General features: G+C 66.0%; 17 protein-coding genes. 14 read left to right on the top strand and 3 right to left on the bottom strand.

The features are described 5' to 3' along the window. Positions 1-81 precede the first annotated feature (81 nt). From BSF38_RS11760 to BSF38_RS11750, 3 genes are all read left to right on the top strand, one after another. Positions 82-1,176, top strand: a complete 1,095-nt coding sequence (locus tag BSF38_RS11760) for a DUF1573 domain-containing protein (protein ID WP_076345799.1) — start codon at positions 82-84, stop codon at positions 1,174-1,176. Positions 1,177-1,401: 225 nt separating this feature from the next. Then, complete coding sequence (locus BSF38_RS11755; RefSeq protein WP_076345797.1) at positions 1,402-3,000, top strand: multiheme c-type cytochrome; 1,599 nt, start codon at positions 1,402-1,404, stop codon at positions 2,998-3,000. Next, positions 2,997-3,335: an Mpo1-like protein gene (locus BSF38_RS11750; RefSeq protein ID WP_076345795.1), complete on the top strand. Its 339-nt coding sequence runs from the start codon at positions 2,997-2,999 to the stop codon at positions 3,333-3,335. Before BSF38_RS11755 ends, BSF38_RS11750 begins: the two co-directional genes overlap by 4 nt. A 255-nt stretch (positions 3,336-3,590) precedes the next feature. On the opposite strand, the gene BSF38_RS11745 is transcribed toward BSF38_RS11750, so the two are convergent. The 3 genes from BSF38_RS11745 to BSF38_RS11735 are packed head-to-tail and all read right to left on the bottom strand — an operon-like array spanning position 3,591 to position 8,309. Further along, a complete protein-coding gene (locus tag BSF38_RS11745) occupies positions 3,591-3,893 on the bottom strand; it encodes a hypothetical protein (protein ID WP_076345793.1) in 303 nt (100 codons plus the stop codon). Between the two features lie 28 nt (positions 3,894-3,921). After that, positions 3,922-5,403 (bottom strand): DUF1501 domain-containing protein, encoded by a 1,482-nt coding sequence (locus BSF38_RS11740; protein WP_076345791.1) that lies wholly within the window; start codon positions 5,401-5,403, stop codon positions 3,922-3,924. Between the two features lie 41 nt (positions 5,404-5,444). After that, the gene (locus tag BSF38_RS11735; RefSeq protein ID WP_076345789.1) at positions 5,445-8,309 is read right to left on the bottom strand and encodes a PSD1 and planctomycete cytochrome C domain-containing protein; all 2,865 of its coding nucleotides are present in this window, start codon (positions 8,307-8,309) and stop codon (positions 5,445-5,447) included. Positions 8,310-8,631: 322 nt separating this feature from the next. Here BSF38_RS11735 and BSF38_RS11730 point away from each other — a divergent pair, with 322 nt between their 5' ends. The 11 genes from BSF38_RS11730 (at position 8,632) to dnaB (ending at position 24,052) form a co-directional block, all read left to right on the top strand. After that, on the top strand, positions 8,632-9,414 hold the full coding sequence (locus BSF38_RS11730) for a TetR/AcrR family transcriptional regulator (protein WP_076345787.1): 783 nt from the start codon (positions 8,632-8,634) through the stop codon (positions 9,412-9,414). A gap of 29 nt (positions 9,415-9,443) precedes the next feature. Next, positions 9,444-10,877: an efflux RND transporter periplasmic adaptor subunit gene (locus BSF38_RS11725; RefSeq protein WP_076345785.1), complete on the top strand. Its 1,434-nt coding sequence runs from the start codon at positions 9,444-9,446 to the stop codon at positions 10,875-10,877. 34 nt (positions 10,878-10,911) lie between these two features. Continuing rightward, positions 10,912-14,601 carry an efflux RND transporter permease subunit gene (locus BSF38_RS11720; RefSeq protein WP_076345783.1) on the top strand — a complete coding sequence of 1,230 codons (3,690 nt, stop codon included), beginning with the start codon at positions 10,912-10,914 and terminating at the stop codon, positions 14,599-14,601. A 7-nt stretch (positions 14,602-14,608) separates the two neighbouring features. Then, on the top strand, positions 14,609-18,154 hold the full coding sequence (locus BSF38_RS11715) for an efflux RND transporter permease subunit (RefSeq protein ID WP_083712884.1): 3,546 nt from the start codon (positions 14,609-14,611) through the stop codon (positions 18,152-18,154). Positions 18,155-18,191: 37 nt separating this feature from the next. After that, on the top strand, positions 18,192-18,671 hold the full coding sequence (locus BSF38_RS11710) for a tRNA (cytidine(34)-2'-O)-methyltransferase (RefSeq protein ID WP_210405713.1): 480 nt from the start codon (positions 18,192-18,194) through the stop codon (positions 18,669-18,671). Positions 18,672-18,919: 248 nt separating this feature from the next. Beyond that, a complete protein-coding gene (locus BSF38_RS11705) occupies positions 18,920-19,573 on the top strand; it encodes a 50S ribosomal protein L25 (RefSeq protein WP_076345781.1) in 654 nt (217 codons plus the stop codon). Positions 19,574-19,642: 69 nt separating this feature from the next. Continuing rightward, a complete protein-coding gene (gene pth, locus BSF38_RS11700; protein WP_076350790.1) occupies positions 19,643-20,212 on the top strand; it encodes an aminoacyl-tRNA hydrolase in 570 nt (189 codons plus the stop codon). 45 nt (positions 20,213-20,257) lie between these two features. Then, the gene (rpsF, locus tag BSF38_RS11695) at positions 20,258-20,665 is read left to right on the top strand and encodes a 30S ribosomal protein S6 (RefSeq protein WP_076345779.1); all 408 of its coding nucleotides are present in this window, start codon (positions 20,258-20,260) and stop codon (positions 20,663-20,665) included. Between the two features lie 159 nt (positions 20,666-20,824). Further along, the gene (gene ssb / locus BSF38_RS11690; protein ID WP_076345777.1) at positions 20,825-21,367 is read left to right on the top strand and encodes a single-stranded DNA-binding protein; all 543 of its coding nucleotides are present in this window, start codon (positions 20,825-20,827) and stop codon (positions 21,365-21,367) included. A gap of 318 nt (positions 21,368-21,685) precedes the next feature. After that, entirely contained in the window at positions 21,686-22,321 is a 636-nt protein-coding gene (gene rplI / locus BSF38_RS11685; RefSeq protein ID WP_076345775.1) for a 50S ribosomal protein L9, read from the top strand. 291 nt (positions 22,322-22,612) lie between these two features. Beyond that, positions 22,613-24,052: a replicative DNA helicase gene (gene dnaB / locus BSF38_RS11680; RefSeq protein WP_076345773.1), complete on the top strand. Its 1,440-nt coding sequence runs from the start codon at positions 22,613-22,615 to the stop codon at positions 24,050-24,052. Positions 24,053-24,736: the final 684 nt, after the last annotated feature.

Raw genomic sequence — 24,736 nt, 5'->3', positions numbered from 1 at the left:
CGTATCCATCATCGCGGCTCCGCGCTTCGTCGTCGTGGCGTCCGTCCTTGTCTCGGTTGTCTTAACCGGAGTAATGTCATCATGTTGCGGTGGGTCATTCTGGCGGTCGTGGTGGTCGTCCTGACCGTGGCCGCGACCTTGGTCGGCAGCCTCGTGCCGGCTTCCGGCACGAAATCGTATCTTCCGGTCGCCCCGGTGAAGACGGGACCCGCCCCGAAGGCGAAAATCGATGGCGAACTCACCCACGAGTTCGGCTCGATGCCGCAGGAGTCGGAAGGCAAGCACTCCTGGACGATCAAGAACGACGGCGAGGGGGACCTCGAGCTCTGGAAGGGGACGTCCACGTGCATGTGCACGTTCGCCAAGTTCAAGGATGGCGAGAAGGCGGTCCTCAAGCCCGGCGAGTCGACCGACATCGACGTGGTGTGGAAGACCAACCACACCAACGGCGACTTCCGGAAGGGAGCGAACATCGAGACCAACGACCCGAACCTCGCCTCCATTCCGCTGTTCGTTCACGGTAAGGTCAACCCGCCGATCGTGCTCATGCCGGGCGAGGCGGTCGACATGCACGCGGTCGACAGCCAGAATCCCAAGACGGTCTTCGTGGCCCTGTATTCGCCCGACCGTCCCGAGACGAAGATCACCGACATCAAGACCTCGAAGCCCGGCCTCCTGATCGCCGAGGCGACGTCGATGTCCGAGGAAGACCTCAAGCTGGGGAAGATCAAGGCGGGGCACAAGGTTCACATCAAGGTCAAGCAGGGCTTCCCGATCGGCACGATGCGGGAAGAGGTCGTGATCCACACCGACCATCCCCTGCGTCCCGAGATCAAGATCACCGTCGTCGGCTCGGTCTCCGGCCCCATCAGCGTTCTGCCGGAACGGCTGCGGATGGTGAACGTCAAGACGTCGGAAGGGGCCACGGGCGAAATCACCCTGCTGGTTCGCGGCGGCAAGTCGGTGAACTTCGAGGTCGCACGCAAGCCGGACAAGCTCAACGTCTCGATTGAGCCCAACGACTCGGCCGACCGCAAGGGCCGGTATCGCGTCAAGGTGGACGTTCCGCAGGGGACCGCTCCCGGCTACATCGACGAGGAAATCATCATCAAGACCGATTTCCCGGACGTCGGCGAGCTGAAGATCCCGGTGAACATCCTCATCAGCGCGGGCTGACGCATCGCCTGTTGCGAGCCGCCCGGGAGCGTGAGTTCCCGGCGGCCTCGGCCCGTCGAGATTGATCTTATCGGACCTGGCGCGGATGAGTACACTTCCAGCCGCCGTTAACGACGCGGGTCCGCGCCCGCGCTTCGTGTTCTCGACGGAGTCGAGGATCGGCGAACGGGGCCGCGACGAGTTCGCGGACGCTTGCAGGCTGGGCTTGAACTGAAGGGAACGACGATGCCCCGATTGCCTTTCCGGCCGCTGGGCGCGGTCGCAACCGCGATTGCGCTCTTGACTTACGTCGGGTGTTCCTCGTCTTCGAGCAAGGACGACAAGGGGACGTCGTCGGCGACTCCGGGCGGTGCGAAGTCGCCCGCCGCCGACGCCTCGAAGGCCGAGCCGGCCGGCGGCAGGTCGAGCACTCTGTTCGCCCAGTGGCCCAAGCCGGCGGCGGTGCTGGTCGTCTCGGGCGAGATGGACGGCTATCTCGAACCCTGTGGATGCACCCAGGGGCAGCTCGGCGGCCTGATCCGGCGGTACGACTTCATCGAGCGGCTGCGGGCCCAGAACTGGCCGTACGCCCTGATCGACCTCGGCAGCCTGATCAAGGACCCGGCGGCGGCGCGGGGAGGCTTCGAGCAGGCCAAGATCAAGTTCAGCATCGCGCTCAAGGCGCTGAGCACGTTCAAGTACAACGCCGTCGCCTTGAGCGCCGACGACTTGAAGGTCGGAGTCGGCGAGGCGATGGCCCAGTTCCTCAACAACCTGACCGAGCCGACCAAGATTTTGGCGGCGAACGTCGTGCCGGGCCCGGGCTTCGAGACGATCATCCAGCCGAGCACGATCGTCGCGGCCGGCACGGTCAAGCTGGGCGTCACGGCGGTCATCGATCCCGAAAACATCGCCAAGCTGAGCGATCCGGACAAGGACGAATTACTGCCGACCGTCAAGCGGGCCGACGACGTGCTGCCGTCGATCCTCGCCGAGCTGGAAGGCAAGAGCGACTACCAGGTCTTGATGGTTCAGGGCTCGCCCGACGAGGCCAAGCGGCTGGCCTCCGCGTATCCGGGCTTCGACATCGTCGTGAGCACGTCGGCGATCGACGACCCCGAGCAAGACCCCCAGATGCTCAACAACGGCAAGACGATGCTGGTCAACGTCGGCCGACGCGGCAAGTACGTGGGGGCGGTCGGTTTCTTCAACGACGGCGCCAAGACGCGGTACTACCGCGTCAGCCTCAACGAACGGTACGACGGGCCGGCGACCGAGGTCAAGAAGGTGATCGAGGACGAATACCGGAGCATGCTCAAGGAGATCGGCACGGTCGAGAACTTCCCCCGCCACGATTACGTCAACGGCGCGCCGGGCGCGACGTTCGCGGGAGCCGAGTCGTGCAAGACCTGCCATCCCAACACGTTCCTGAAGTGGTCGAGCACCAAGCACGCCCTGGCGTTCGAGTCGCTCTTGCGCGACCCCAAGCCGAACACGATCTACGACGCCGAGTGCGTCACCTGCCACACGACGGGGTTCGAGTACACCTCGGGCTGGCGTTCCGAGGCCGCGACGCCGCTGCTGAAGGGCAACCAGTGCGAGAACTGCCACGGCCCGGCGTCGAAGCACGTCGCCGAGCCCGACGACCTGTCGTTCCGCAAGGCCATCGCCCTGACCGCCCAGCAGGTCGACAAGAACCGGACCTGCTACCGTTGCCACGACGACGACAACTCGCCCAAGTTCGACTTCGCCACCTACTGGGGCAAGGTCATCCACAAGGGGCTCGACACCTACACCGACCCCAAGGTCCACCAGGGCGCGGCCCCGAAGGCTGGCAAACCATGACCCAGACCCAGACCGCCGCCGCGCCGACGCGGCTCGAGCGCATGGCCGCGACGTACCGCGAGGATCACCAGAACCCGATCAACCACTTCCTCCACGTCGGGGTCGGTTGGCCGATCGCGGCGATCGCCGTGATCGTCGCGCCGTTCCGCCCGCTGCTCGGGCTGGAGCTGTTCATCCTGTCGTACGTCGTCATGTGGACCGGGCATTTCGTCTTCGAGCGCAACCTACCCACCGTCTTCAAGCACCCGACCACGCCGTTCGTCATGGCCTGGACGGTGATCTGCCAGATCGCGGCGTTCTTCGGCCGGCTGATCCACGGTCGACGTTCGAGCTGACTTGACCGGTTGGTGCATGCGCTCGGGCTGTCATGGAAGTTCCGGTTCGTGGTTTGCCGTAGGGGCACCCCTTGTGGGTGCCCGGTTCGTCTTACGCCGACCGCTCACGCTCGGCGATCGGGCACCCACAATGGGCGCCCCTACCGGACCTGGTCGTGACGCCTCCAAGAAGCCCCCATCTTCATGACGCCGGGTGTCCCCACGGCGTCATGATGGTTTGTATCCGGCCCGTATCCGGCTTCCAGCTTCTCCACGTTATGCTTCGCCCGTCGAGGCCTGGTCCTCGGCCCGGGCGAGGGCGAGTTTGCGGTTGCACCAGGGGATCGCCAGCGTGATGCCAGGGCCAAGGGGGACGACGTACTGTCCCCAGGGGCGAGGCGCGAAGCAGACCATCCCAATCACGGCCGCCAGCCAGAGCCAGCAGGCGACCGAGAAGCGGATCGCCAGGGCGCGCTCGCGTGGGCGGCTCGTGCTTGCGATGCCGAAGTACGTGCCGATCAGCCCGCCCATGCAGCCGATGACGCTCCCCGCGATCCCGCCAGCCATGCCCGCGTCCATCAGCGACCTCCGGAATAGCATTCCTCGATCACGCCACGACGTCGTGGACGATGTTGCCGTGAACGTCGGTGAGGCGGAAGTCGCGGCCGGCGTAGTGGAAGGTGAACTTCTCGTGGTCGAAGCCGAGCAGGTGGAGGATCGTCGCGTGCAGGTCGTGGACGTGGACTTTCTTCTCGACGGCCTGGAAGCCTAGCTCGTCGGTCGCGCCGTGGACGTAGCCCCCCTTGACGCCGCCGCCGGCCATCCAGGTGGTGAATCCGTAGTGGTTGTGATCGCGGCCGTTCATCTTGCCCGCGTTGGCCCCGGGGGTCGGCAACTCGACGGTCGGGGTGCGGCCGAACTCGCCTCCCCAGACGACGAGCGTGTCGTCGAGCATCCCGCGCTGCTTGAGGTCGAACAGGAAGCCGGCGATCGCCTGATCGCACTGGCGGCCCAGCTCGCGGTGGCCGGTCTCGATGTCGTCGTGGTGGTCCCAGGGCTGCCCGGCGCCGTGCCAGAGCTGGACGAACCGGACGCCGCGCTCGAGCAGCCGGCGGGTCGCCAGAAGCTGCCGCGCGTGGACGCCGGGGCCGTAGAGGGCGCGGATGTAGGCGGGCTCCTGGCTGACGTCGAACGCCTCGGCGGCTTCGGACTGCATCCGGTAGGCCAGCTCGAACGACTGGATGCGGGCTTCCAGGTCGGCCTCGTGCTTGCGATCGTCGAGGTGGACCTGGTTGAGTTCGGCCAGCAGGTCGAGCTGCGCCCGCTGATGGCCCTGGTCGACGCCGTGGTTGCGGATGTGGGCGATCAGCTTCTCGACGTCGGTCTGCTTGCTGTCGAGGTGGGTCCCCTGGTAGATCCCCGGCAGGAAGGCCGACTGCCAGTTCTGGGACTCGGCGATCGGGAAGCCGTCGGGGCACATGACGAGGAAGCCGGGGAGGTTCTGGTTCTCGGTCCCCAGGCCGTAGAGGACCCACGACCCGAGGCTGGGCCGGGCCTGGCGGGACTCGCCGCAGTTCATGAGCATCAGCGACGGCTCATGGTTGGGGACGTCGGCGTGCATCGACCGAATCACGCAGATGTCGTCGATCATCGCGCCGGTCTTCTCGAAGATCTCGCTGACCTCGACGCCGCTCTGGCCGTACTTGCGGAACTTGTACGGCGACTGGAACGCCGCGCCGGTCTTGCGCTCGGTGGGGAGGTTGCTGGGGACCGGCTTGCCGTGGTGCTTGGCGAGCATCGGCTTGGGGTCGAACGTGTCGACGTGCGACGGCCCGCCGTTCATGAACAGGTGGACGACCCGCTTCGCCCGGGCCTTCAGCGGCGGCCCCTTGGGCAAGAGCGGATTGGCCGACGTGGCGGCGATCTGGACGGCCTTCGCCTGGTCGGCGGCCCGCGCCGGACGGCCGAGGCCGCCGGTCTCGGCGAGCATCGTACCCAGGGCGAGCGCGCCGAAGCCGGTCCCCGAGCGGCAGAGCAGCTCGCGCCGGGTGACCACCAGATCTTCGAGTCGAGCAGGTTCGTGCGACATCGGAAACACCCCCGGGCGCGGTCGATCGAGTGATCGGTCAATCAGTCAATGAACAGGAACTCGTTGGTGAGCATCAGCACCTGGGCGAGCTGGGCCAGGGGCGACATCCCCGCCGCGGCCGGTCCGCCGGCCCGCTGGAGGAACTCTTGCGCCCGGCCGCGCTCGCGGTCGTCGGGCTGACGGCCGAGCACCTGTCGGTAAACGCGGGTCACGACGGCGGTCGTATCGGCCGGCGGTTGGGCCGCCTGGGCTTCACGCTCCAGGTCCGTCGCCAGCCGCTTGGCCTGGTCCTGCACGAACGGGCTGTTCATCAGGAAGAGGGCCTGCTGCGGGACCGTCGTCACGAACCGCTTGGGGCTGGTGGCGTCGGGGACCGCGAAGTCGAAGGTCCGGTAGACGCCGTCGAGGTTCTGGCGGTCGATGAAGCCGTAGACCGTCCGCCTCGGCGGGAACGGCGCTTCGTTGAGAATGACCGCCGGTCCCCCCTGGGTCGTGTCGAGGCTGCCCGCGACCGCCAGCATCGAATCGCGGAGCGACTCAAAGTCGAGCCGCTGGCGGTTGAACCGCCAAGCCAGGCGGTTCTGGGCGTCCTTCACGACGTAGTCAGGGCGGAGCGTGCTCTGCTGCTGGTACACGCTCGAAAGCATGATCCGGCGATGCAGCGACTTGATCGACCAGCCTTCGGCCAGGAAGCCGGCGGCAAGATCATCGAGCAGTTCGGGGTGCGTCGGCGGATCGCTCCGGACGCCGAAATCACTGGGGGAGTCGACCAACCCCTGACCGAAATGCCACCGCCAGACGCGATTCACGATCACCCGCGCGGTGAGCGGCGCGGCCTTGCCGACGATCGCCTCGGCCAGTTCGAGCCGGCCGCTCCCCTTCTGGAACGGCTTCCGATCGGCGCCGGTCAAGACCTGGAGGAACTGCCGCGGCACCGGCTTGCCGGGGCGTCCCGGGTTGCCTCGGACGAAGACGTGCGGGTCCATCGGCTTGGGGGCGTCGTTCATGACCATGGCGCGGCAGACCTTGGCGGCCGCTGCTCGCTCCAACTCTTGAACCGCGTTCGTCAGGCTGGCGAACGCCTCCGTTTGCTTGATGTCGAGCAAGAACTGGTCGTCGTCCTCGCCCGACAACGCGAACAAGCCCTTGTCGCCGTGGAACGCGGCGCGAAGCGACTCCCATTCGGGCTCGGCGAGCGGAGCCTTCTTCTTCGCTTGCTCGAACGACGCTCGACAGCGCTCTTCGAGCCGGGTGAGCAGCGTGACGTAGCAGTCGGCGAGTCGATCCATGTCGGCCGGTTTCGCGTCGCGGATCGCGGCGAGGAGCAGCGGATGCACGGTCTCCGGCTTGGCCTGGCTCCGTTTCTCCAGCTCGGCGACGACTTCGCCGGACTTGGCGGCGAACGACTCCTTCGGAAGGGCCTGGAAAAGCAGCCAAGGACCGAGCACCGGATGATTCTGGGCGTCCGTCGCTTTCAGTCGCTTCCTCCAAAGGAACGCGACCTCGCGGATTCGCTCCGGCCGTAGGTCGTCCTTCGCCGCGCGCGGCTGCAACCCCGCCGAGCGGCCGTCGAATTTGAGATCGTAAGCGGCGTGGAGGTATTTCGACGCCCTGGCTTCCAGATCGTCGTCGACTTCGGCGCGGCGGGCGGCCTTGTACTCGTCGCGGGCCTTGCGGGCCTGTACCAGCTTTTGCTCCAGATCCTTGACCTCGGGCGAGCCGTCGTCGGTCCTCCCCTTCACGCGCGGCAGCTCGTTGGGCTCGACCGAGCTGGCGAACACGCCGTAGAGCGAATAATAGTCGTCGGTCGGGATCGGGTCGAACTTGTGGTCGTGACAACGGGCGCAGGCGATCGTCAGGCCGAGCAGGCCGCGGCCGACGAGGTCGATGCGATCGTCGATGATCTCGTTCCGGTCTTGCAGGAACCGCCGGCCGACGGTGAGGAAGCCCATCGCGGCCAGCGGCTGAGGGTCGTCGCCCAGGGGAAGCTGGTCGGCGGCGAGCTGCTGGACGATGAACGTGTTGAACGGCAAGTCGGCGTTGAAGGCGTCGATCACGTAATCGCGATAGGTGAACGCGAACGGATACCGGCGGTCCTCGGTGAAGACGTAGCCCTTGGTGTCGGCGTAGCGGGCGACGTCCAGCCAGTGCCTTCCCCACCGCTCGCCATAGAGCGGAGAGGCCAGCAGCCGATCGACGAGCCGGGCGAAGGCGTCGGGGGCGTGGTCGGCTTCGAAGGCTTCGATCTCGGCGGCGGTCGGCGGCACGCCCAGCAGGTCGAAGGTCGCGCGGCGGATCAACGTCCGGTGATCGGCGGAAGGGGACGGCGTCATGCCTTCCTGCTCAAGCTTCGCCAGAATCCGGGCGTCGATCGGCGTCTTCACCCAGCCCTGGTCCTTGACCGTCGGCGTGGGAGTCCGCCGAAGCGGTTGGAACGCCCAGTGCGTCTTGGCCGGGTCGTCGGCGGTCGCGACCGGGGCCGATTCGCCCCACGCCGCGCCCGACTCGACCCATTTCTGGATCGCCTGGATCGCGGCGTCCGGCAGCTTCTTGTCCGGAGGCATCTTCAGGTCGTCGCCTTCGTGGTACAGGACGGCCTTGACCAGCGGCGACTCGCCGGGCTTGCCAGGCGTCACGGCCGGTCCCAGATCGCCCCCCTTCAAGAGGGCCTCGCGGCTGTCGACCCGCAATCCCGACTGCTGCTTCTTGGGGCCGTGGCATTTCTGGCACGACTCCACCAGGATCGGCCGGATCGACGTCTCGAAAAACGCGACCTCCTCGGGCGAGGGCTTGGGCGCGTCGGCGGCCCGCGATGGCGCGGCGACCGTCGCGGCGACGATCAAGGCGATCGCGCCGGTCGTGAACCGATCCCGCTTACGAGGCAAGACTACGTCGTCGTTTGTCATGATCACCTGATCCGTTGCTCGGCTGGACGTTGGGAGACCGCCGGTCGTTTCAGTATGTTACGGCTGGGGAGGGTCCGCTGTTGGCGGGGCTGGTGGATCGGCGAGGCTCGCGCCAGGGGCGGACGAGGCAAGACCCCGGCGATCGTCCCCTAAGGTAAGGTTCGCGCCGGGCCGAACGCTCCGGACTATTCACTATTCTACCAGGAAGCGTCAAGTCTTTCCTCTCGTCCCTCCGAGGCGTCTCCGAAAAATCTAGTTGATTGCTTCAGGCATTCCAATAAAATAGTGGACTGACTGGTCAGTCCAAGGTTAGGATTTCTTCATGAGTTCCGCATCCGAGAAGAAGATGAAACGGTGCTGCTCGCACGAAGAGGTTGAGTCGAGGAAGGAGGAGATCCTCCGGACCGCGACGGAACTCTTTGCCGAGCATGGCTTTTCGGATGCGATCACGCAGGCCCTGGCGGACCGGATGCAGGTTGGCAAGGGGACGATCTACCGCCATTTTCCGAGCAAGCGCGAGCTTTTTCTGGCCGCCGTGGATCGGGTGATGCGGAAGATGCGCGATCAGGTGATGGCGAACATCGCCGGGGTGGACGAGGGGCTGGAGCAGATGGCCCGCGGCATCATGGCGTTCTTGACGTTCTTTTCGGAGCATCCGGAGTACGTCGAAATGCTGATCCAGGAACGAGCGCAGTTCAAGGACCGCACCCGTCCCACGTACATCGAGCACCGCGACGTGAACGTCAAGCGGTGGAAGGCGCTTTACGCCCGGTTGATCGCCGAGGGCCGGATTCGGGACGTGCCGGTCGAGCGGATCAGCGACGTGGTGGGCAACGTGATTTACGGTACGATGTTCACGAATTACTTCGCCGGCCAGGCCAAGCCGGTCGCCGAGCAGGCGAGGGATATTCTGGACGTCATCTTTCACGGCATCCTCACCGATTCGGAGCGGTCGCGACGCCAGCCGGGCGACGTGCTCCAGCGCGTCCTGGAAGGATCGATCACGGGCCGCCCGTCATGCGACGGCTCCGCGACCAAGCCGGCCGCGGTTTCCGCCCCGCTTCCCCCCCCCGAGTCGACCGCCACCCACACCGTGAACGCTTAGCTCAGCTTAATTGTGGAGGTTCGAGGCCCATGGATCGTCGCGTGTTCGCCGCCTTGGCGTTGCTCGCCTGTACGACCGTTGCGGGATGCGGCGGCGCCGCCAATTCGTCGACCCAGATCGTGAAGCCGCCCGACGTGGTCCTCTACGCTCGGCCGGTCACGCGATCCGTGACCGACCACGAGGAGTTTCCCGGCCGCACCGAGGCGATCATGTCGGTGCAGGTGACTTCACGGGTCTCCGGCTATCTGAACCAGGTCTATTTCCAGGACGGACAACAGGTTGAGAAGGGGGCCGTCCTCTTCCAGATCGACCCTCGGCCGTTCCAGGCCGACCTCGACCGGGCGAAGGCCGCCAACCTTCAGGCCGAGGCCCACGCCAAGCGGCTGAACAACGAGTTCCAGCGGGCCAAGGTCCTCTACGACCGGGGGATGTCGATCAGCCGCGAGGAATACGACCGCTACAGCTTCGACAACGCCGAGGCGGCCGCGTCCGTGGGGACGGCCAAGGCCAACTTCGACCTGGCCGACCTGAACCTTGAATTCACCCGGGTCGTCGCGCCGATCGGCGGACGCCTGGGCCGGCGGCTCGTCGACCCTGGCAACCTGGTCAAGGCCGACGACACCCCCCTGGTCACCATCGTCAGCCAGGACCCGATCTACGTCTACTTCGACGTCCACGAGCAGGCGATGCTCAAGATCCGGCGGATGATCAACGAGGGGCGGGTCAAAGCCAAGAGCGAGCACGAGGTGCCGATCGAGCTTTGCCTGTCGGACGAGCGCGACTTCCAGCACCGCGGGATGGTCGACTTCACCGACAACCGCGTCGACCTGAGCACTGGCACCCTCCGGTTCCGGGCCCGGCTCGACAATCCCAAGGGGATGTTCACCCCGGGCCTCTTCGTTCGGGTCAAGCTGCCGATCGGCGATCCGCACCCCGCGCTCATGGTCCGCGAGGAGGCCGTGACGTCGGACCAGGGGCAGAAGAAGGTGTTCGTGGTCCGGCGGTCGCTCAAGGACGGTCAGCCGGCGTTCTTCGAGGACAAGACGGGCAAGCCGATCCTCGACCGCGACGGCAAGCCGATCCCCAAATTCGCCCACACGACGGTCAACGTGGGGACGCTCGGCGTGCTCATCGACGGTTACCGGGAAGTGAGCGAGGGCGTCAAGCCCGACGACCTCGTGGTGGTAAGCGGCTTGCAGAAGCTCCGCAAGGACGCGCCGGTCACCGCCCGCGAGTTCAACTCCGACAGCGACGCCCTGCCCGAGCCCAAAACCGCCGCCTCCGGCACGCCGCGGACGACCGTCGGCGAGCCGCCCCAGCCTCCCAAGGACGGCCGGGCCGATACGTCGGCCGCCGATCTGAAGAGTCGCGGCTCGAACGCCCCCCACGCCGCATCGACTCCGTCGCCGTCAGAGGCCGGCGGAGCCGGGGGCGACCGCGAGCGGAGATCGCAGGCCCACTGACCGCGCACCGACGTCCACGCCGAGAGTCTCAATCGTGTTCACACGATTCTTCATCGACCGTCCGATCTTCGCCTCGGTGATCTCCATCGTGATCACCTTGGCGGGCGCGTTGTCGTTGTACAGCCTGCCGATCGCCATGTTTCCGCTGATCGCGCCCCCCACGGTCATGGTCTCGTGCCAGTACCCGGGGGCCAGCGCGCAGGTCGTCGCCGACACCGTGGCCGCTCCCATCGAGCAGCAGGTGAACGGCGTCGAGAACATGATGTACATGTCGTCGCAGTCTACCAACGACGGCAACTACACGCTCACGGTCACGTTCAAGCAGGGGATCGATCTGAACCTGGCGCAGGTGCTGGTTCAGAACCGGGTCTCGCTGGCGGTTCCGCTTTTGCCCGACGTCATCAAGGCGACGGGCGTGATGACCAAGAAGCGGTCGCCCGACATCCTCCTGTCGGTCGCGCTCTACTCGACGGACGGCCGGTACGACCAGCTCTACCTGAGCAACTTCGCCCTGATGCGCGTCCGCGAAGAGATGGCCCGGCTGCCCGGCGTCAGCGAAGTGACGATGATGGGCCAGCGCGATTACAGCATGCGGATCTGGCTCGACCCTCAGAAGCTGGCGATTCGCAGCCTCAACGCCGGCGATGTGACGGCGGCCTTGCGAGCACAGAACCTCCAGGTGGCCGCCGGCCAGGTCGGCCAGTCGCCGACGATCCCCGGCCAGCGGACCCAGTTTACGATCAGCACTCGGGGAAGGCTCGACGAGATCGCGGAGTTCGGCGACGTCATCGTCAAGAAGACGCCCGACGGTCGGATCATCCGCATCCGCGACCTGGGGACGGTCGAACTCGGCGCGAAGAACCAGGACATCAGCAGCGAGGTCGACGGCAAGCCGGTCGCCAACCTCGCCATCTTCCAACTCCCCGACGCCAACGCGCTCGACACCGCCGACCTGGTCCGCGCCAAGATCGAGGAACTTAAGAGGGACTTCCCCGAAGGCATCGACTACATGATCCGCTACGACACGACGCCGTTCATCCGCGAGTCGATCAAGGAGGTGTTCAAGACCCTCCTCGATTCGGTCGTGCTGGTGGCGCTCGTGGTCCTCTTGTTCCTCCAGAACTGGCGGTCGGCGCTGATCCCGCTGGTGGCGGTGCCGGTGGGGATCGTGGGGACGTTCGCCGTCATGCTGGGCATGGGCTTCAGCCTCAACAACCTGACGCTGTTCGGGCTGGTGCTGGCGATCGGGATCGTGGTCGACGACGCCATCGTGGTCGTCGAGTCGGTCGAGCACCACATCGAGCACGGGCTCAACCCAAGGGCGGCGACCATCCAGGCGATGAGCGAGGTCTCGGCGCCGGTGATCGCGGTGGGCCTGGTGCTGTCGGCGGTGTTCATCCCGTGCGCGTTCATGACGGGGATCACCGGCCAGTTCTTCCGCCAGTTCGCGCTCACCATCGCGTCGTCCACGGTGCTCTCGACGATCAACTCGCTGACCCTGAGCCCAGCCCTGGCGGCCCTGCTGTTGCGTCCTCGCGAGAAAGGCGTGCACCAGGCGTTGCCCCGGGTGGCGATCGCCGGCATGGGGGCCTGGCTGGGCTACTCGCGGCTGGCCCCGAAGCTGCTCCCGTACCTGACGCCCGAGGAGGGGGGGACGACGACTCACGCGGCGGTCGCGAACATGGTCTTCGATCTCGGGCGGGCGATCGGGGCGACGCCCGAATTGACCGCCGGCGTGCTCGGGGCGGCGATCGGCGGAATCGCGCTCTGGGCCGGGGCGAAGTATGTGAACCTTGCGCTGGATGGTTTCTTCGGCCTCTTCAATCGCGGTTTCACGGCCACCGCCACCGCGTATTCGAGATTGGTCGGGGGGATGCTTCGGGTGTTCGTCCTGGTTCTGATCGTCTACGTCGGGCTCTTGTTCCTGACCTACGAGCGGTTCGTCGGCACGCCGCGCGGGTTCATCCCGTCGCAGGACATGGGGTACATGCTGGTCAACGTCCAGCTCCCCGATTCGGCGTCGCTGGAGCGGACCAAGGCGGTGATCCGGAAGATCGGCGACATCTCCGGCAAGGAGAACGGGGTCGCCGCGACGGTGGGGATCGCCGGCCAGTCACTGCTCTTGAACGCCTTCGGATCGAATTTCGGCACGATGTTCCTGACGCTCAAGGAGTTCCACGAGCGAACCACCGACGACCTCTATTACGAGGTCATCATGAACAAGCTCCGGGGCAAGCTCGGGGCGGCGATCCCCGAGGCGAACATCTCTCTATTCGGACCTCCTCCGTTGCGTGGGGTCGGTCGGGCCGGCGGCTGGATGCTCATGATCGAGGACCGGGGCGACGCCGGGCCGGTTGCGTTGCAGCGGCAGGTCGAGAATCTGGTCGCCGCTTCCAACGTGACGCCCGGCAATCCCGGAATCAACGCCGACGGCGAGCGGATTGCCGCCGAGGCGGTGAAGCCCGAGGACCACCCGCCGCCCCGCCCGGACGAGAGCCTATCCGAGCGGCTGGCGTCGGCGCTGCGAGGCGTCTTCGCCGGCCAGGGGAAGGGGGGGCCGGTCGTCGACGGACTGGCCTCGGTCTTCCGGGCCAACGTCCCCCAGATCTTCCTCGACGTCGACCGCGACGCCTGCATCGTCAAGGGGCTCGCGCTTCGCGACGTCTTCCAGACGCTTCAGGCCTACCTCGGCTCGCTGTACGTCAACGACTTCAACCTGTTCGGCCGGACCTGGCAGGTCGTCGTCCAGGCGATGCCCCAGTATCGCGATCAGAAGGAAGACATCAACCGCCTCCAGGTGCGCAACAGGCAGGGGACGATGGTTCCCCTGGGCGCGGTGGCGACGGTCAACGAGATCAACGGCCCCCTGGTTCTGACCCGGTACAACATGTACCCCGCGGCCTCGATCAACGGCAGTGCGTTTCCGGGCGTCAGCTCGGGCACCGCGATCGCCGCCATGGAGAAGCTCGCCGCTCACGAGCTGCCTCCGACCATGAGCTTCGAGTGGACCGAGCTGGCCTACCTCGAACAGCAGGCCGGGAATACGGCGCTCTACGTCTTCGGGTTCTCGATCGTCATGGTCTTCCTGGTGCTCGCGGCGCAGTTCGAGAGCTGGTCGATGCCGCTGGCGGTGATCCTGTCGGTCCCGTTGTGCATGCTCAGCGCGGTGGTCGGCGTGCGGAACAGCGCGATGCTGGGCGTTCGCAACGCCAACTCGGACATCAACATTTTCACCCAGATCGGCCTGGTCGTGCTCGTCGGGCTGGCGAGCAAGAACGCGATCTTGATCGTCCAGTTCGCCAAGCTGATCCACAACCAGGGCAAGCCGATCCGCGAGGCGACGCTCGACGCCTGCCGGCTGCGGCTGCGGCCGATCATCATGACCTCGCTGGCGTTCATCCTCGGCGTCGTCCCGTTGCTCTACGCCCGCGGGGCGGGGGCCGAGATGCGGAAGTCGCTGGGTGTAGCCGTCTTCAGCGGCATGATCGGCGTCACGCTGTTCGGCCTCATGCTCACGCCGGTCTTCTTCTACGTCATCGACACGATGAGCGAGTCGCGGCTGTTCTCTTCGCGCTGGCTGCGCTGGACGTCGCGGGCCGCGCTCGATGTTTTGACGCTACGTTTCCTATGGCGTACCACCTGGAAATTGATGAAGGCCGGCGCCCAATCCGCCGGCCGCTCGCCTCGTACGATCTCCAAGCCTGACCCCAGGGACGAGGAGTGAGGGTTCCGTGTTCTCTCGATTCTTCATCGACCGTCCGATCTTCGCCGCAGTGCTGTCCATCATTATCACGCTGGCCGGCGGGATCACGCTGTTCACCCTGCCCTTGGCCCAGTACCCCGACATCACCCCGCCCACGGTCGAGGTGTCGGCCTATTATCCCGGGGCTAATGCGCAGGTCGTCGCCGACACTGTGGCCGCTCCCATCGAGCAGCAGGTGAACGGCGTCGAGAACATGATGTACATGTCGTCGCAATGCACCAACGACGGCAACTACACGCTCACGGTCACATTCAAGCCGGGCGTCGACCTGAACATGGCGCAGGTGCTGGTGCAGAACCGCGAGTCGCTGGCCGAGCCGATCCTCCCCGACCTGGTCAAGCGGCGGGGCGTTTCGGTCAAGAAGAAGTCGCCCAGCATCTTGATGATCATCAACGTCTTCTCGCCCGACGCCAGCCGCGACAACCTCTACCTCAGCAACTACGCCACGATCCAGCTTCGCGACGAGCTGGCCCGGCTCGACGGCATCGGCGACATCACCTACATCGGTCAGCGCAACTACAGCATGCGGGTCTGGCTCGACCCCCAGAAGATGACGTTCCGCAATCTGACCTCTTCCGACGTCATCAGCGCGATCGAGCAGCAGAACATCCAGGTCGCCGCCGGCCAGCTGGGCCAGCCGCCGATCGATAACGGCCAGGCGTTCCAGTTCACGATCACGACGCTGGGACGGCTCAGCGATTCCGAGCAGTTCGCCGACATGGTCCTCAAGGCCGACGCCGCCGGCGGCATCGTCCGGCTCCGCGACGTCGCGCGGGTCGAGCTGGGAGCGCAAGGGTACGACCAGGCCTGCACGCTCGACGGCCGCCCCAGCGTGGCCCTCTCGGTCTACCAGCGGCCGGGCTCGAACGCCCTTGAGACCGCCAACTCCGTCCGCGCCAAGATGGAGGAGCTCAAGGAGCGGTTCCCCGAGGGGCTCGACTACGCGATCGTCTACGACACCACGCCGTTCATCGTCGAGTCGGTCAACGAGGTCTTCAAGACGCTCCGCGACGCCGTCATCCTGGTGGCCGTCGTCGTCCTCCTGTTCCTCCAGAACTGGCGGTCGGCGTTGATCCCGTTGATCGCCGTGCCCGTGGCCGTGGTGGGGACGTTCGCCGTCATGGCCGCGCTCGGCTTCAGCCTCAACAACCTGACGCTGTTCGGGCTGGTGCTGGCGATCGGGATCGTGGTCGACGACGCCATCGTGGTCGTCGAGGCGGTCGAGCATCACATTGAGCACGGGCGGTCTCCACGCGAGGCCACGATCAAGGCCATGGAGCAGGTCTCGGCGCCGGTGATCGCGGTGGGCCTGGTGCTGTCGGCGGTGTTCATCCCGTGCGCGTTCATCACGGGGATCACCGGCCAGTTCTTCCGCCAGTTCGCCCTCACGATCGCGACCTCGACGGTGATCTCGGCGTTCAACTCGCTGACGCTCAGCCCGGCCCTGGCGGCCCTCTTGCTCAAGCCCCGTCAGAAGGGGGTTTACCAGGCGCTGCCCCGGCTGGCGTTCGTCGCGATGGGGTGCTGGGCGGCCCTGACCTTCCTCGCCCCTCACGTGACCGAGTGGACCGCCGCGAACTTGCACGTCCAGCTTCCGAGTTACCTGACTCACGACCGCCTCGGCTCGATCGCCGCCGCGATCGTCGGCTGCCTCGTGGGATGGATTCTCAGCGTGCCGCTGAATCGCCTGATGGGCTGGACGTTCTTCCAGTTCAACAAGGGGTTCGACGCCGCGACGGGTCTCTACACGCGGATCGTCGGCGGCCTGCTGCGCGTCAGCCTGCTGGTGCTGGTGCTTTACGGCGGTTTGCTCGGGGTCACCTACTGGGGCTTCACGCGGACGCCGACCGGCTTCATCCCCTCGCAAGACAAGGGATACCTGCTGGTCAACATTCAGCTTCCCGATTCGTCGTCGCTCGAGCGCACGCAGCGGGCGATGAAGCAGGCCGAGGCGGCCGCCCTCAAGCAGCCGGGCGTCACTCATACGTTGGCGATCGCCGGGCAGTCGATCCTGATGAACGCCAACGCGCCCAACTTCGGCGCGATGTACGTCATGCTCGACGAGTTCCACACCCGCGCCCACGAAGGCCTCGGCGGTCCGGTGATCGCCGCGAGCCTCCAGCACGCGCTCCAGGAAGAGATCCAGGAGGGGCTGGTCAACGTCTTCGAGGCGCCCCCCGTCGACGGTCTCGGGACGGCCGGCGGGTTCAAGATCGTGATCGAGGACCGGGGCGACCTCGGGGCCGAGGAACTCGAAACGGTCGCCAACCGCGTGGTCGCCGCCGGTTCGGCCTCGCCCGTGCTCCAGGGGTTGTTCACCAGCTTCCGGGCCAACACGCCGTGGCTGTACCTCGACATCGACCGCGAGAAGACCCAGCTTCTGGGCGTCTCGATCTCCGAGCTGTTCAACACGCTTCAGGTCTACCTCGGTTCGCTGTACGTCAACGACTTCAACCGGTTCGGCCGGACCTGGCAGGTGAACGTCCAGGGCGAGGCCGATTTCCGCAAGCAGATCGCCGACCTCTCCGGGCTCCGCGTCCGCAGCGAGCAAGGCGCCATGGTCCCGCTCGGAACCCTGGCGAAGATCCACGACGTCAGCGGCCCCGTGATGATCATCCGCTACAACCTCTACCCGGCGGCGACGATCAACCTTAACTCCGCGCCCGGAGTGAGCTCGGGCCAGGCCCTCGACGCCATGCAGAAAGTGGTGAGCGACGAGCTTCCCCAGGCGATGCGGTCCGACTGGACCGAGCTGGCGCTCTTGCAGCTTCAGACCGGCAACACGGCGATGCTCGCCTTCGGGCTCGCCGTGGTGCTGGTCTTCCTGGTGCTCGCTGCGCAGTTCGAGAGCTGGGCGTTGCCGATGGCGGTCATCCTGGTCGTGCCGATGTGCTTGCTCTGCTCGACCGTCGGCGTCAACATCGCCAGCATGGACATCAACATCTTCACCCAGGTCGGCTTCATCGTGCTGGTGGGCCTGGCTTGCAAGAACGCGATTCTGATCGTCGAGTTCGCCAAGTCGCGCCGCGAGTACGGGGCGACGTCCTATGATGCGACGATCGACGCCTGCGAGCTGCGGCTGCGGCCGATCATCATGACGTCGCTGGCGTTCATCCTCGGCGTGGTCCCATTGATCCTCTCCAGCGGCGCCGGCGCCGAGATGCGGAAGACGCTCGGCGTCGCCGTCTTCAGCGGCATGCTCGGCGTGACCCTCTTCGGAATCTTCCTGACCCCGGTCTTCTACTATGTCATTCAGCGGGTAAGCGACCTCCGGACCAATTCGCGCCGGGATCGAATCGAGCTGGAAGACGAGACCGAGGACGGCCATGGCCACGGCCACGCGTTCAGGACGCACGTCACCGACACCGAGTCGGCCGACGACCACGGCAACGACCGCTCCCACGCCGAACACGTCCACGCCGCCCACACCAACGGCAACGGCGACGGCGCGCGACGCGACGGCCACGAACGCGATGAAGACTTGATCTCCGCCGGCACGCCTCCTCACGACTGATCGGCGTCCCTGGCGACTCTTTGAAGCAGTGAACCTCATGACCGAACCGCCCCCGGCGCCTTCCCACGATTTGCACATCGTCCTGGTCGAACCGGAGATCGCCGCGAACACCGGCGCGATCGGCCGGACCTGCGTCGCCGTGGGAGCGACGCTATGGTTGGTCCGGCCGCTCGGCTTCCACATCGACGACCGCAGCGTGAAGCGGGCGGGGCTCGACTACTGGGAGCATCTCCGCTACCACGTCGTCGACGAACTGGACGAGGTGATCCGCCGCCTTGGGCCCGACCGCCTCTGGTGGTTCAGCACCAAGGCGGCCCGGATTTACACCGAGGCTCCGTTCCGTCCCGGCGACGCCCTGGTCTTCGGTTCCGAAAGCCGCGGACTCCCCCGCAAGTGGATCGACGGCGACCCCGAGCGAGCCCTGAGAATCCCGATGCGGCCCGAGGCGCGGAGTCTTAACCTGGCCAACGCCGCGGCCGTCGGCTTGTACGAGGCGTTTCGACGAATCGGCGGCTGAGCCGAACGGCCCGGAAAACGAGGAAAGTCGACGATCTCGGCCACCCGTCTTGTATGAGACGGAGGAAATCCGCATAATGGTCGGATGCGCGGTCGCAAGGACCGCATTTTTTGATGGGCGAGGCGGTGGTCGGCGCACTTGAGAACGCGCCGCCGCACGGTCGCCGGCGCGGATGCGTCGGCGCAAGCCCTGGTGTGTTTCAGTTTTACGGGACCTCGCCAGCGCGGGCCCGGTCAAGGCGAGCGACGATGGCCGATGCACTCAAGTTACGGGTCGAGACGCGAGACCCTGCCAAGAACAAAGGGACGGGGACCCGCGTCTCCCGGCGGCTCCGAAAAGCGGGTCGCGTTCCGGGCGTGATTTACGGGCACAAGCAAGACGTGGTGCCGATCACCCTGTCGAACACCGACGTCGATGCGATGATCAAGGCGGCCAACCACCTGGCCGAGCTCGATCTGGGCGGCAAGACCGAGACGGTCTTGATCCGCGACGTGCAGTGGGACCACCTCGGCAAGGCGATCCTTCACGTCGACTTCGCCCGAGTCAACATTGAAGAATTGATCGAGACCGAAGTGAATCTCGATTACCGCGGTACGGCCGAGGGCGTCGCCGACGGCGGCGTTCTCGAGCAGATCGTCCACAACCTGACGGTCAAGTGCCCCGCCGGCGCGATCCCCAGCACGCTCAAGGTGGACGTCACCGGTCTGAAGGTCGATCAGGGGCTTCACGTTCGCGACCTGGTCTTGCCCCCGGGTGTGGTCGTCGACGCCGATCCCGACATCCTCTTGGTCCACGTCGTGCTCAGGACCTCCGGGGACGAGGCGACGGAGGCCGGCGCCGAGTCGGGCTCGCAGCCGGAAGTCATCAAGCCGGAGCGCAAGGAAAAAGACAAGGCCGACTAATCAGGCCGAATCGGCCGGCCCGCCCTGAGCGCCGGCTGTTCGTTTGCGGGAGCGCCGGCGTTGGCGACCTTGAAACTCGTGGTGGGGCTGGGCAATCCCGGCCCCAAATACCACGGCACGCGGCATAACATCGGCTTCGACCTGGTGGATCGGCTCGTTCCTCCGGGAGGGCCAATCCCGGTTTCGCGCAAGTTCGAAGGTCTGCTCGCCGAGATTGAGATCGACTACCGCCGCGTCTTGGTGCTCAAGCCCGAGACGTTCATGAACCTGAGCGGCAGGTCGGTCGGCCAGGCCGTCCGGTTCTACAAGCTGGACCCGTCCGACGTCCTGGTGGTGTGCGACGATCTGAACCTCCCGGTCGGCAAGATCCGAATTCGGCGGGGAGGCTCGGATGGAGGCCAGAAGGGACTGCGCGACATCAGCGCCCAACTTGGAACCGATCAGTACCCCAGGCTTCGCATCGGCATCGGCGAGCCTCCCGAAGGGCAGGCCGTCGACTACGTGCTGGGCCGCTTCCGCGGGCCGGAACGAGCCCAGATCGACGACGCCCTGATCCTGGCCTCGCAGGCCGTCGCCGTGTGGGCCGCCCAGGACGTTCACGCGGCCATGAACCGATTCAACGGGCCATCCGCCCTGTAAACAGCTTTCACGATCCGATCACGAACCCAACGGAGGAGTCGACTCTTGCCCCTCAACACCTATGAAGCCATGTTCCTTCTCGACAGCACCAAGGCCGCGGCCGCCTGGGACGACACCGTCAAGCAGGTTCACGACATCCTCGCCAAGCACGACTCCGAGATCGTCGCCAGCCGGCAGTGGGACGAGCGTCGCCTGGCCTATCCCATCGAGGGCCACAAGAAGGGGACGTACCTCCTGACCTACTTCCGGACCGACGGCTCGAAGCTCCACGACATCGTCGCCGACTGCCACCTGAGCGACGTCATCCTCCGCGAGCTGATCCTCAAGGTTCACCCCAAGCTCGAAGAGAACCTGGTCAACCAGGCCATGAGCTCGAACCCCAACGTCGACAGCGAAAACGGCTCGGAAGACGAACTCGACGAGCGTCCCCGCCGCCGCCGCCGCGACGACTGACCACGAGCCGTTCGGCGCCGTCCGCTCAATCCGTTCAATCGATCCCGCCGCTTTCCGCATCGCCTGAAAGACCTTGTAATCTAGGGAACAACCGTTTACCTTTATGGTAGTTTTTTCGGGCGCGGAAACCGGGCTTGAAATCGAAGGGGGAGCGAGACGATGCCGGACTTGAATCGGGTGCAACTGATGGGTCGTCTCACGTTCGACCCCGAACTGCGGCGCATCCCCAGCGGAACGGCCGTGACGGAGTTGCGGATGGCGGTCAATCGGTCGTGGCAGGGCCGCGACGGCGACCGCCGCGAGGAAGTCCTTTACATCGACGTCACGGCCTGGGACCGCCAGGCCGAGACCTGCTGTCAGATCCTTCGCAAGGGGAGCCTGATCTTCGTCGAGGGCTCGCTCAAGATGGATCAGTGGGACGACAAGACGACCGGCGAGAAGCGCTCGAAGATGCGTGTTCAGGCCGATCGCGTCCAGTTCCTCGACAGCCGGCGCGACGGCGGCGGCGGTGGATCCGGCGGCGGCATGGGCGACGACGAGTACGGCGCTCCGCCGATGCAAGAGCCCGCCCCGAGGCGAGCGGCCCCTCAGCGCGCGGCCGAGTCCCGAGGCCAGGCCAGGGACGACTTCCCCAGGGCGTCGGCCCCCAGCCGAGCGGCCGTCGAGCCCGATCACGGCAACGACGACGACATCCCGTTCTGATCTCCCCCGCGAAACCGGGGGCGAGGACCCAAAATCGGTCGGGCGCACAAACGTCCCGCTTGGAGAATTCGGCCCGATCGGTTCCAATCGATGCCTTGATCGTCACGACGGCGACCGCGCCGGCTCGGTCGACGTTCTGACTCAGTAAAGAAATAACCCGGCGGTGGGCCGGGTGTTCGATGTCCACGACTACCTCGAGCGTTCAGCTCGGCTTTTTCAGGTTCGTTCTTGGCTTGGCGCGGCTTTTTGAGGATGGGGTGGGAAGCGAACGCACCTCACGCCCGGCGCTGGCCTTCACGATCGAAAGTGATTATTGACATGGCGAAGACGACCCAACCCAAAACCTCCAAAGCCAAGTCCGGAACCTCGGGTAAAGCCGGCTCGGGCGCCGGACAGTCGGCCAAGGGCAAGATCGCGCCGGTGGGGCCTCCCCGCCAGCCCGGCGTCGAACGCCGCCGCGACCACCCGCTTCGCGCCAAGAACGGCCAGTTGAGCGTGCTCTTGACGCACGACGTCCCCCACGTCGGCCGTCCGGGAGAACTCGTCAAGGTCAAGCCCGGCTTCGCGCGGAACTACCTGCTGCCCCAGGGGCTGGCCACGTTCGCGACGCCCCACAACCTGCGGATCGTCGAGAAGCACCGCCAGCGGCTCCGCGAGCTTGAAGAGGCCCGCCGCGCCGACCTGCTCAACCTGGCCGCCCAGATCGCCCAGCGGTCGCTGACCATCGAAGCCAACGCCAACGAGGAAGGGCATCTCTACGGCTCGGTCAACGCCGACCAGATCGCCGCCACCCTCCACGGCGAAGGTTTCCCGATCACGACCGAGAACATTCGCATCGAAGGTCCGCTCAAGGATCTGGGCCTCTACAACATCAAGGTCCACCTGGGTCAGGACATCGACACCGAGGTCAAGCTCTGGGTTGTGCCGACGCACACCGACGAAGCCCCGGTCTGACCGACCCGCGGCTTTCGTTCGACGTCTCCGCGATCGATCCATCGAGGCGCCAGGGTTCCAGTCTCGGAACCCTGGCGCCTCGGATCGTTGACGGACGCGCCCCGCGTCGCCCCCCCCCCCGCAAAGTCGCGCCGTCCGACGCGACCCACTCCACGGCGGCCGATCGTTCCGATTTTCTGCGATGCCGAGGATCGGAGAAGCCGATACAATCGTACAGTCGGGTGGGCTCCGCACGACGCGTACGTCCTTCGCCCGAAACGATTCCTCGGCTTTTGTGGAGCGCTTTCGCTCATGTCGTCCGGACAGGGATACGGAAACGGAACACCCAGGGATGGCAACGGCGGTAACGGCTCGCACGGCAAGTCCGACGGGTCTGGCGGCTTGGGAGATCGTCTGCCGCCGCAGAACCTCGACGCCGAGCGCGGCGTGTTGGGCGCGATTTTGCTCGACAACGACGTGCTCCACGACGTGATCGCGATCCTGTCGATCGACGACTTCTATCGCGATGCGCATCAGGTCGTCTATCGCGCCGTCCGTGACATGTACGACGAGGGCAAGGCGGTCGACGCGGTGACGCTGGCCGACGAGCTGGTCCTTCGCGGTCAGTACAAGCAGATCGGCGGCGACGACCTGCTGGCCGAGATCGCCAACTGCGTCCCCCACGCCGCCAACGCCCGCTACCACGCCGACATCGTCCGCCAGAAGTCGGTCAGCCGGCAGTTGATCCAGACGTCGACCGACCTGATCCGCGACGGCTACTCGAACCTTTTCACGTCGCAGCAGCTCCTCGAAACGGCCGAGCAGAAGATCTTCGCCATCCGCGAAGACCAGATCAAGGGCGAGCTTCACGAGCTGAAGATCGTCCTCGAACAGGCCATGACGCGGATCTCGACGCGGGCGGAAGAGAAGCACCCGGTCTCCGGCGTCTCGTCGGGCTTCATCGACCTGGACGACGTGACCAACGGCTTCCATTCCGACCAGCTCATCATCCTGGCGGCCCGGCCTAGTATGGGTAAGACCGCGCTGGCGCTGAACATCTGCGACCACGCGGCGATCAACACGAAGGTCTCGACGCTCCTGGTCAGCCTCGAAATGGGCCGGCTCGAGATCGGCGAGCGGCTCCTCTGCGCCCGGTCGCGGGTCGACGGTCACAAGCTGCGGACCGGCCGCGGGCTCGACTATCGCGAGCTGAACAAGCTCGGCAAGGCGTTCGGCGAGATGCAGTCGTCGCCGATCTTCATCGACGACACGCCCGCTCGCAACATGCTCGAAATCATGGCCATGGCGCGGCGGCTGAAGCTCCGCCAGGACATCGGCCTGATCGTCATCGACTACATCCAGCTCATCGACGCCGAGGAGCAACGCGACAGCCGCCAGGAGCAGATCGCCAAGATCAGCCGACGCCTCAAGACCCTGGCCCGCGAATTGCGCATCCCGGTCATCGCGCTGTCTCAGCTCAACCGAGCCGTCGAGAACCGTGAAGACCGCCGCCCGCGCATGGCCGACCTTCGCGAGTCGGGCGCCATCGAGCAGGACGCCGACATCGTGCTGCTGCTCCACCGCCCCGAATACTACGACCCCAACGACCAGCCGGGCATCGCCGAGGTGATCGTCGCCAAGAACCGAAGCGGCCCCACCGGCACGGTCAAGATGACGTTCGTCAAGAACCTCACGCGGTTCGAGAACGTCGCCTCCATCGCCGAGCCGATCGACGAAGGCCGGCCGTTCTGAGCCGACGAAGTCGTCGTGCGCCGTGGCGTCCCGGAGCCTTGTCGTGGAGCAAATCCTCGACCGGCGTTCGGTCGCCCTTCGGCGGCCAGGAGTCGTCGCGATCGAGCCGTTTCGGGCGGAGCAGTGGCTCCTCAAAGACGTAAAAGGTGCGCGCCGCGCGGAACCGCGTGAACGGCACCGCGGCCGAGGTCGCCCACTCGCACGAGGCTTTCGGGGACGGCCTGGATCGCTTCGTAAGCCCTCGATCGAGGCTGCCAGGTAGGCGAATTCGTCGCTGCCCCCCCGATCAATCGCCGGCGGGTCACAGACGACGTGGCCGCTGGACATGAACGCGATCGGATCGAAGAACAGCACCCAAAGAGTCGTCACCGTCGCGACGAACAGTCCCCGCGCGGCCAACGGCCGATCGGCCGGCACATCGCCGATCGCACGGCGTCCCACTTCGAGATCCGAACCGCTCTCGACACCAGGCTGGTCTTCGCTCGGCCGCGCCGGCTCCAACCGCGCGGCTCTCTCGCTCACGCCACACCGAGCCACCTCCTCTTCCATCCTCGGGCAGGGCGAGAGCCGCGTGACGCGCGATCCGCTCGCGGGACCGCAGAGAGGCGATCGATCGGGTCTGGGGGGGGGACGTTGCGGGCATGCATCGGTCTGCCGTCGTCGTGTGTGGGAGACTCAACGAAA

Origin of the sequence: Paludisphaera borealis (genome assembly GCF_001956985.1) — a bacterium.
Taxonomy (GTDB): Bacteria; Planctomycetota; Planctomycetia; order Isosphaerales; family Isosphaeraceae; genus Paludisphaera; species Paludisphaera borealis.
Note: the sequence above shows the minus strand (reverse complement) of the source record. Positions and strands in the feature narration are given on the sequence as shown.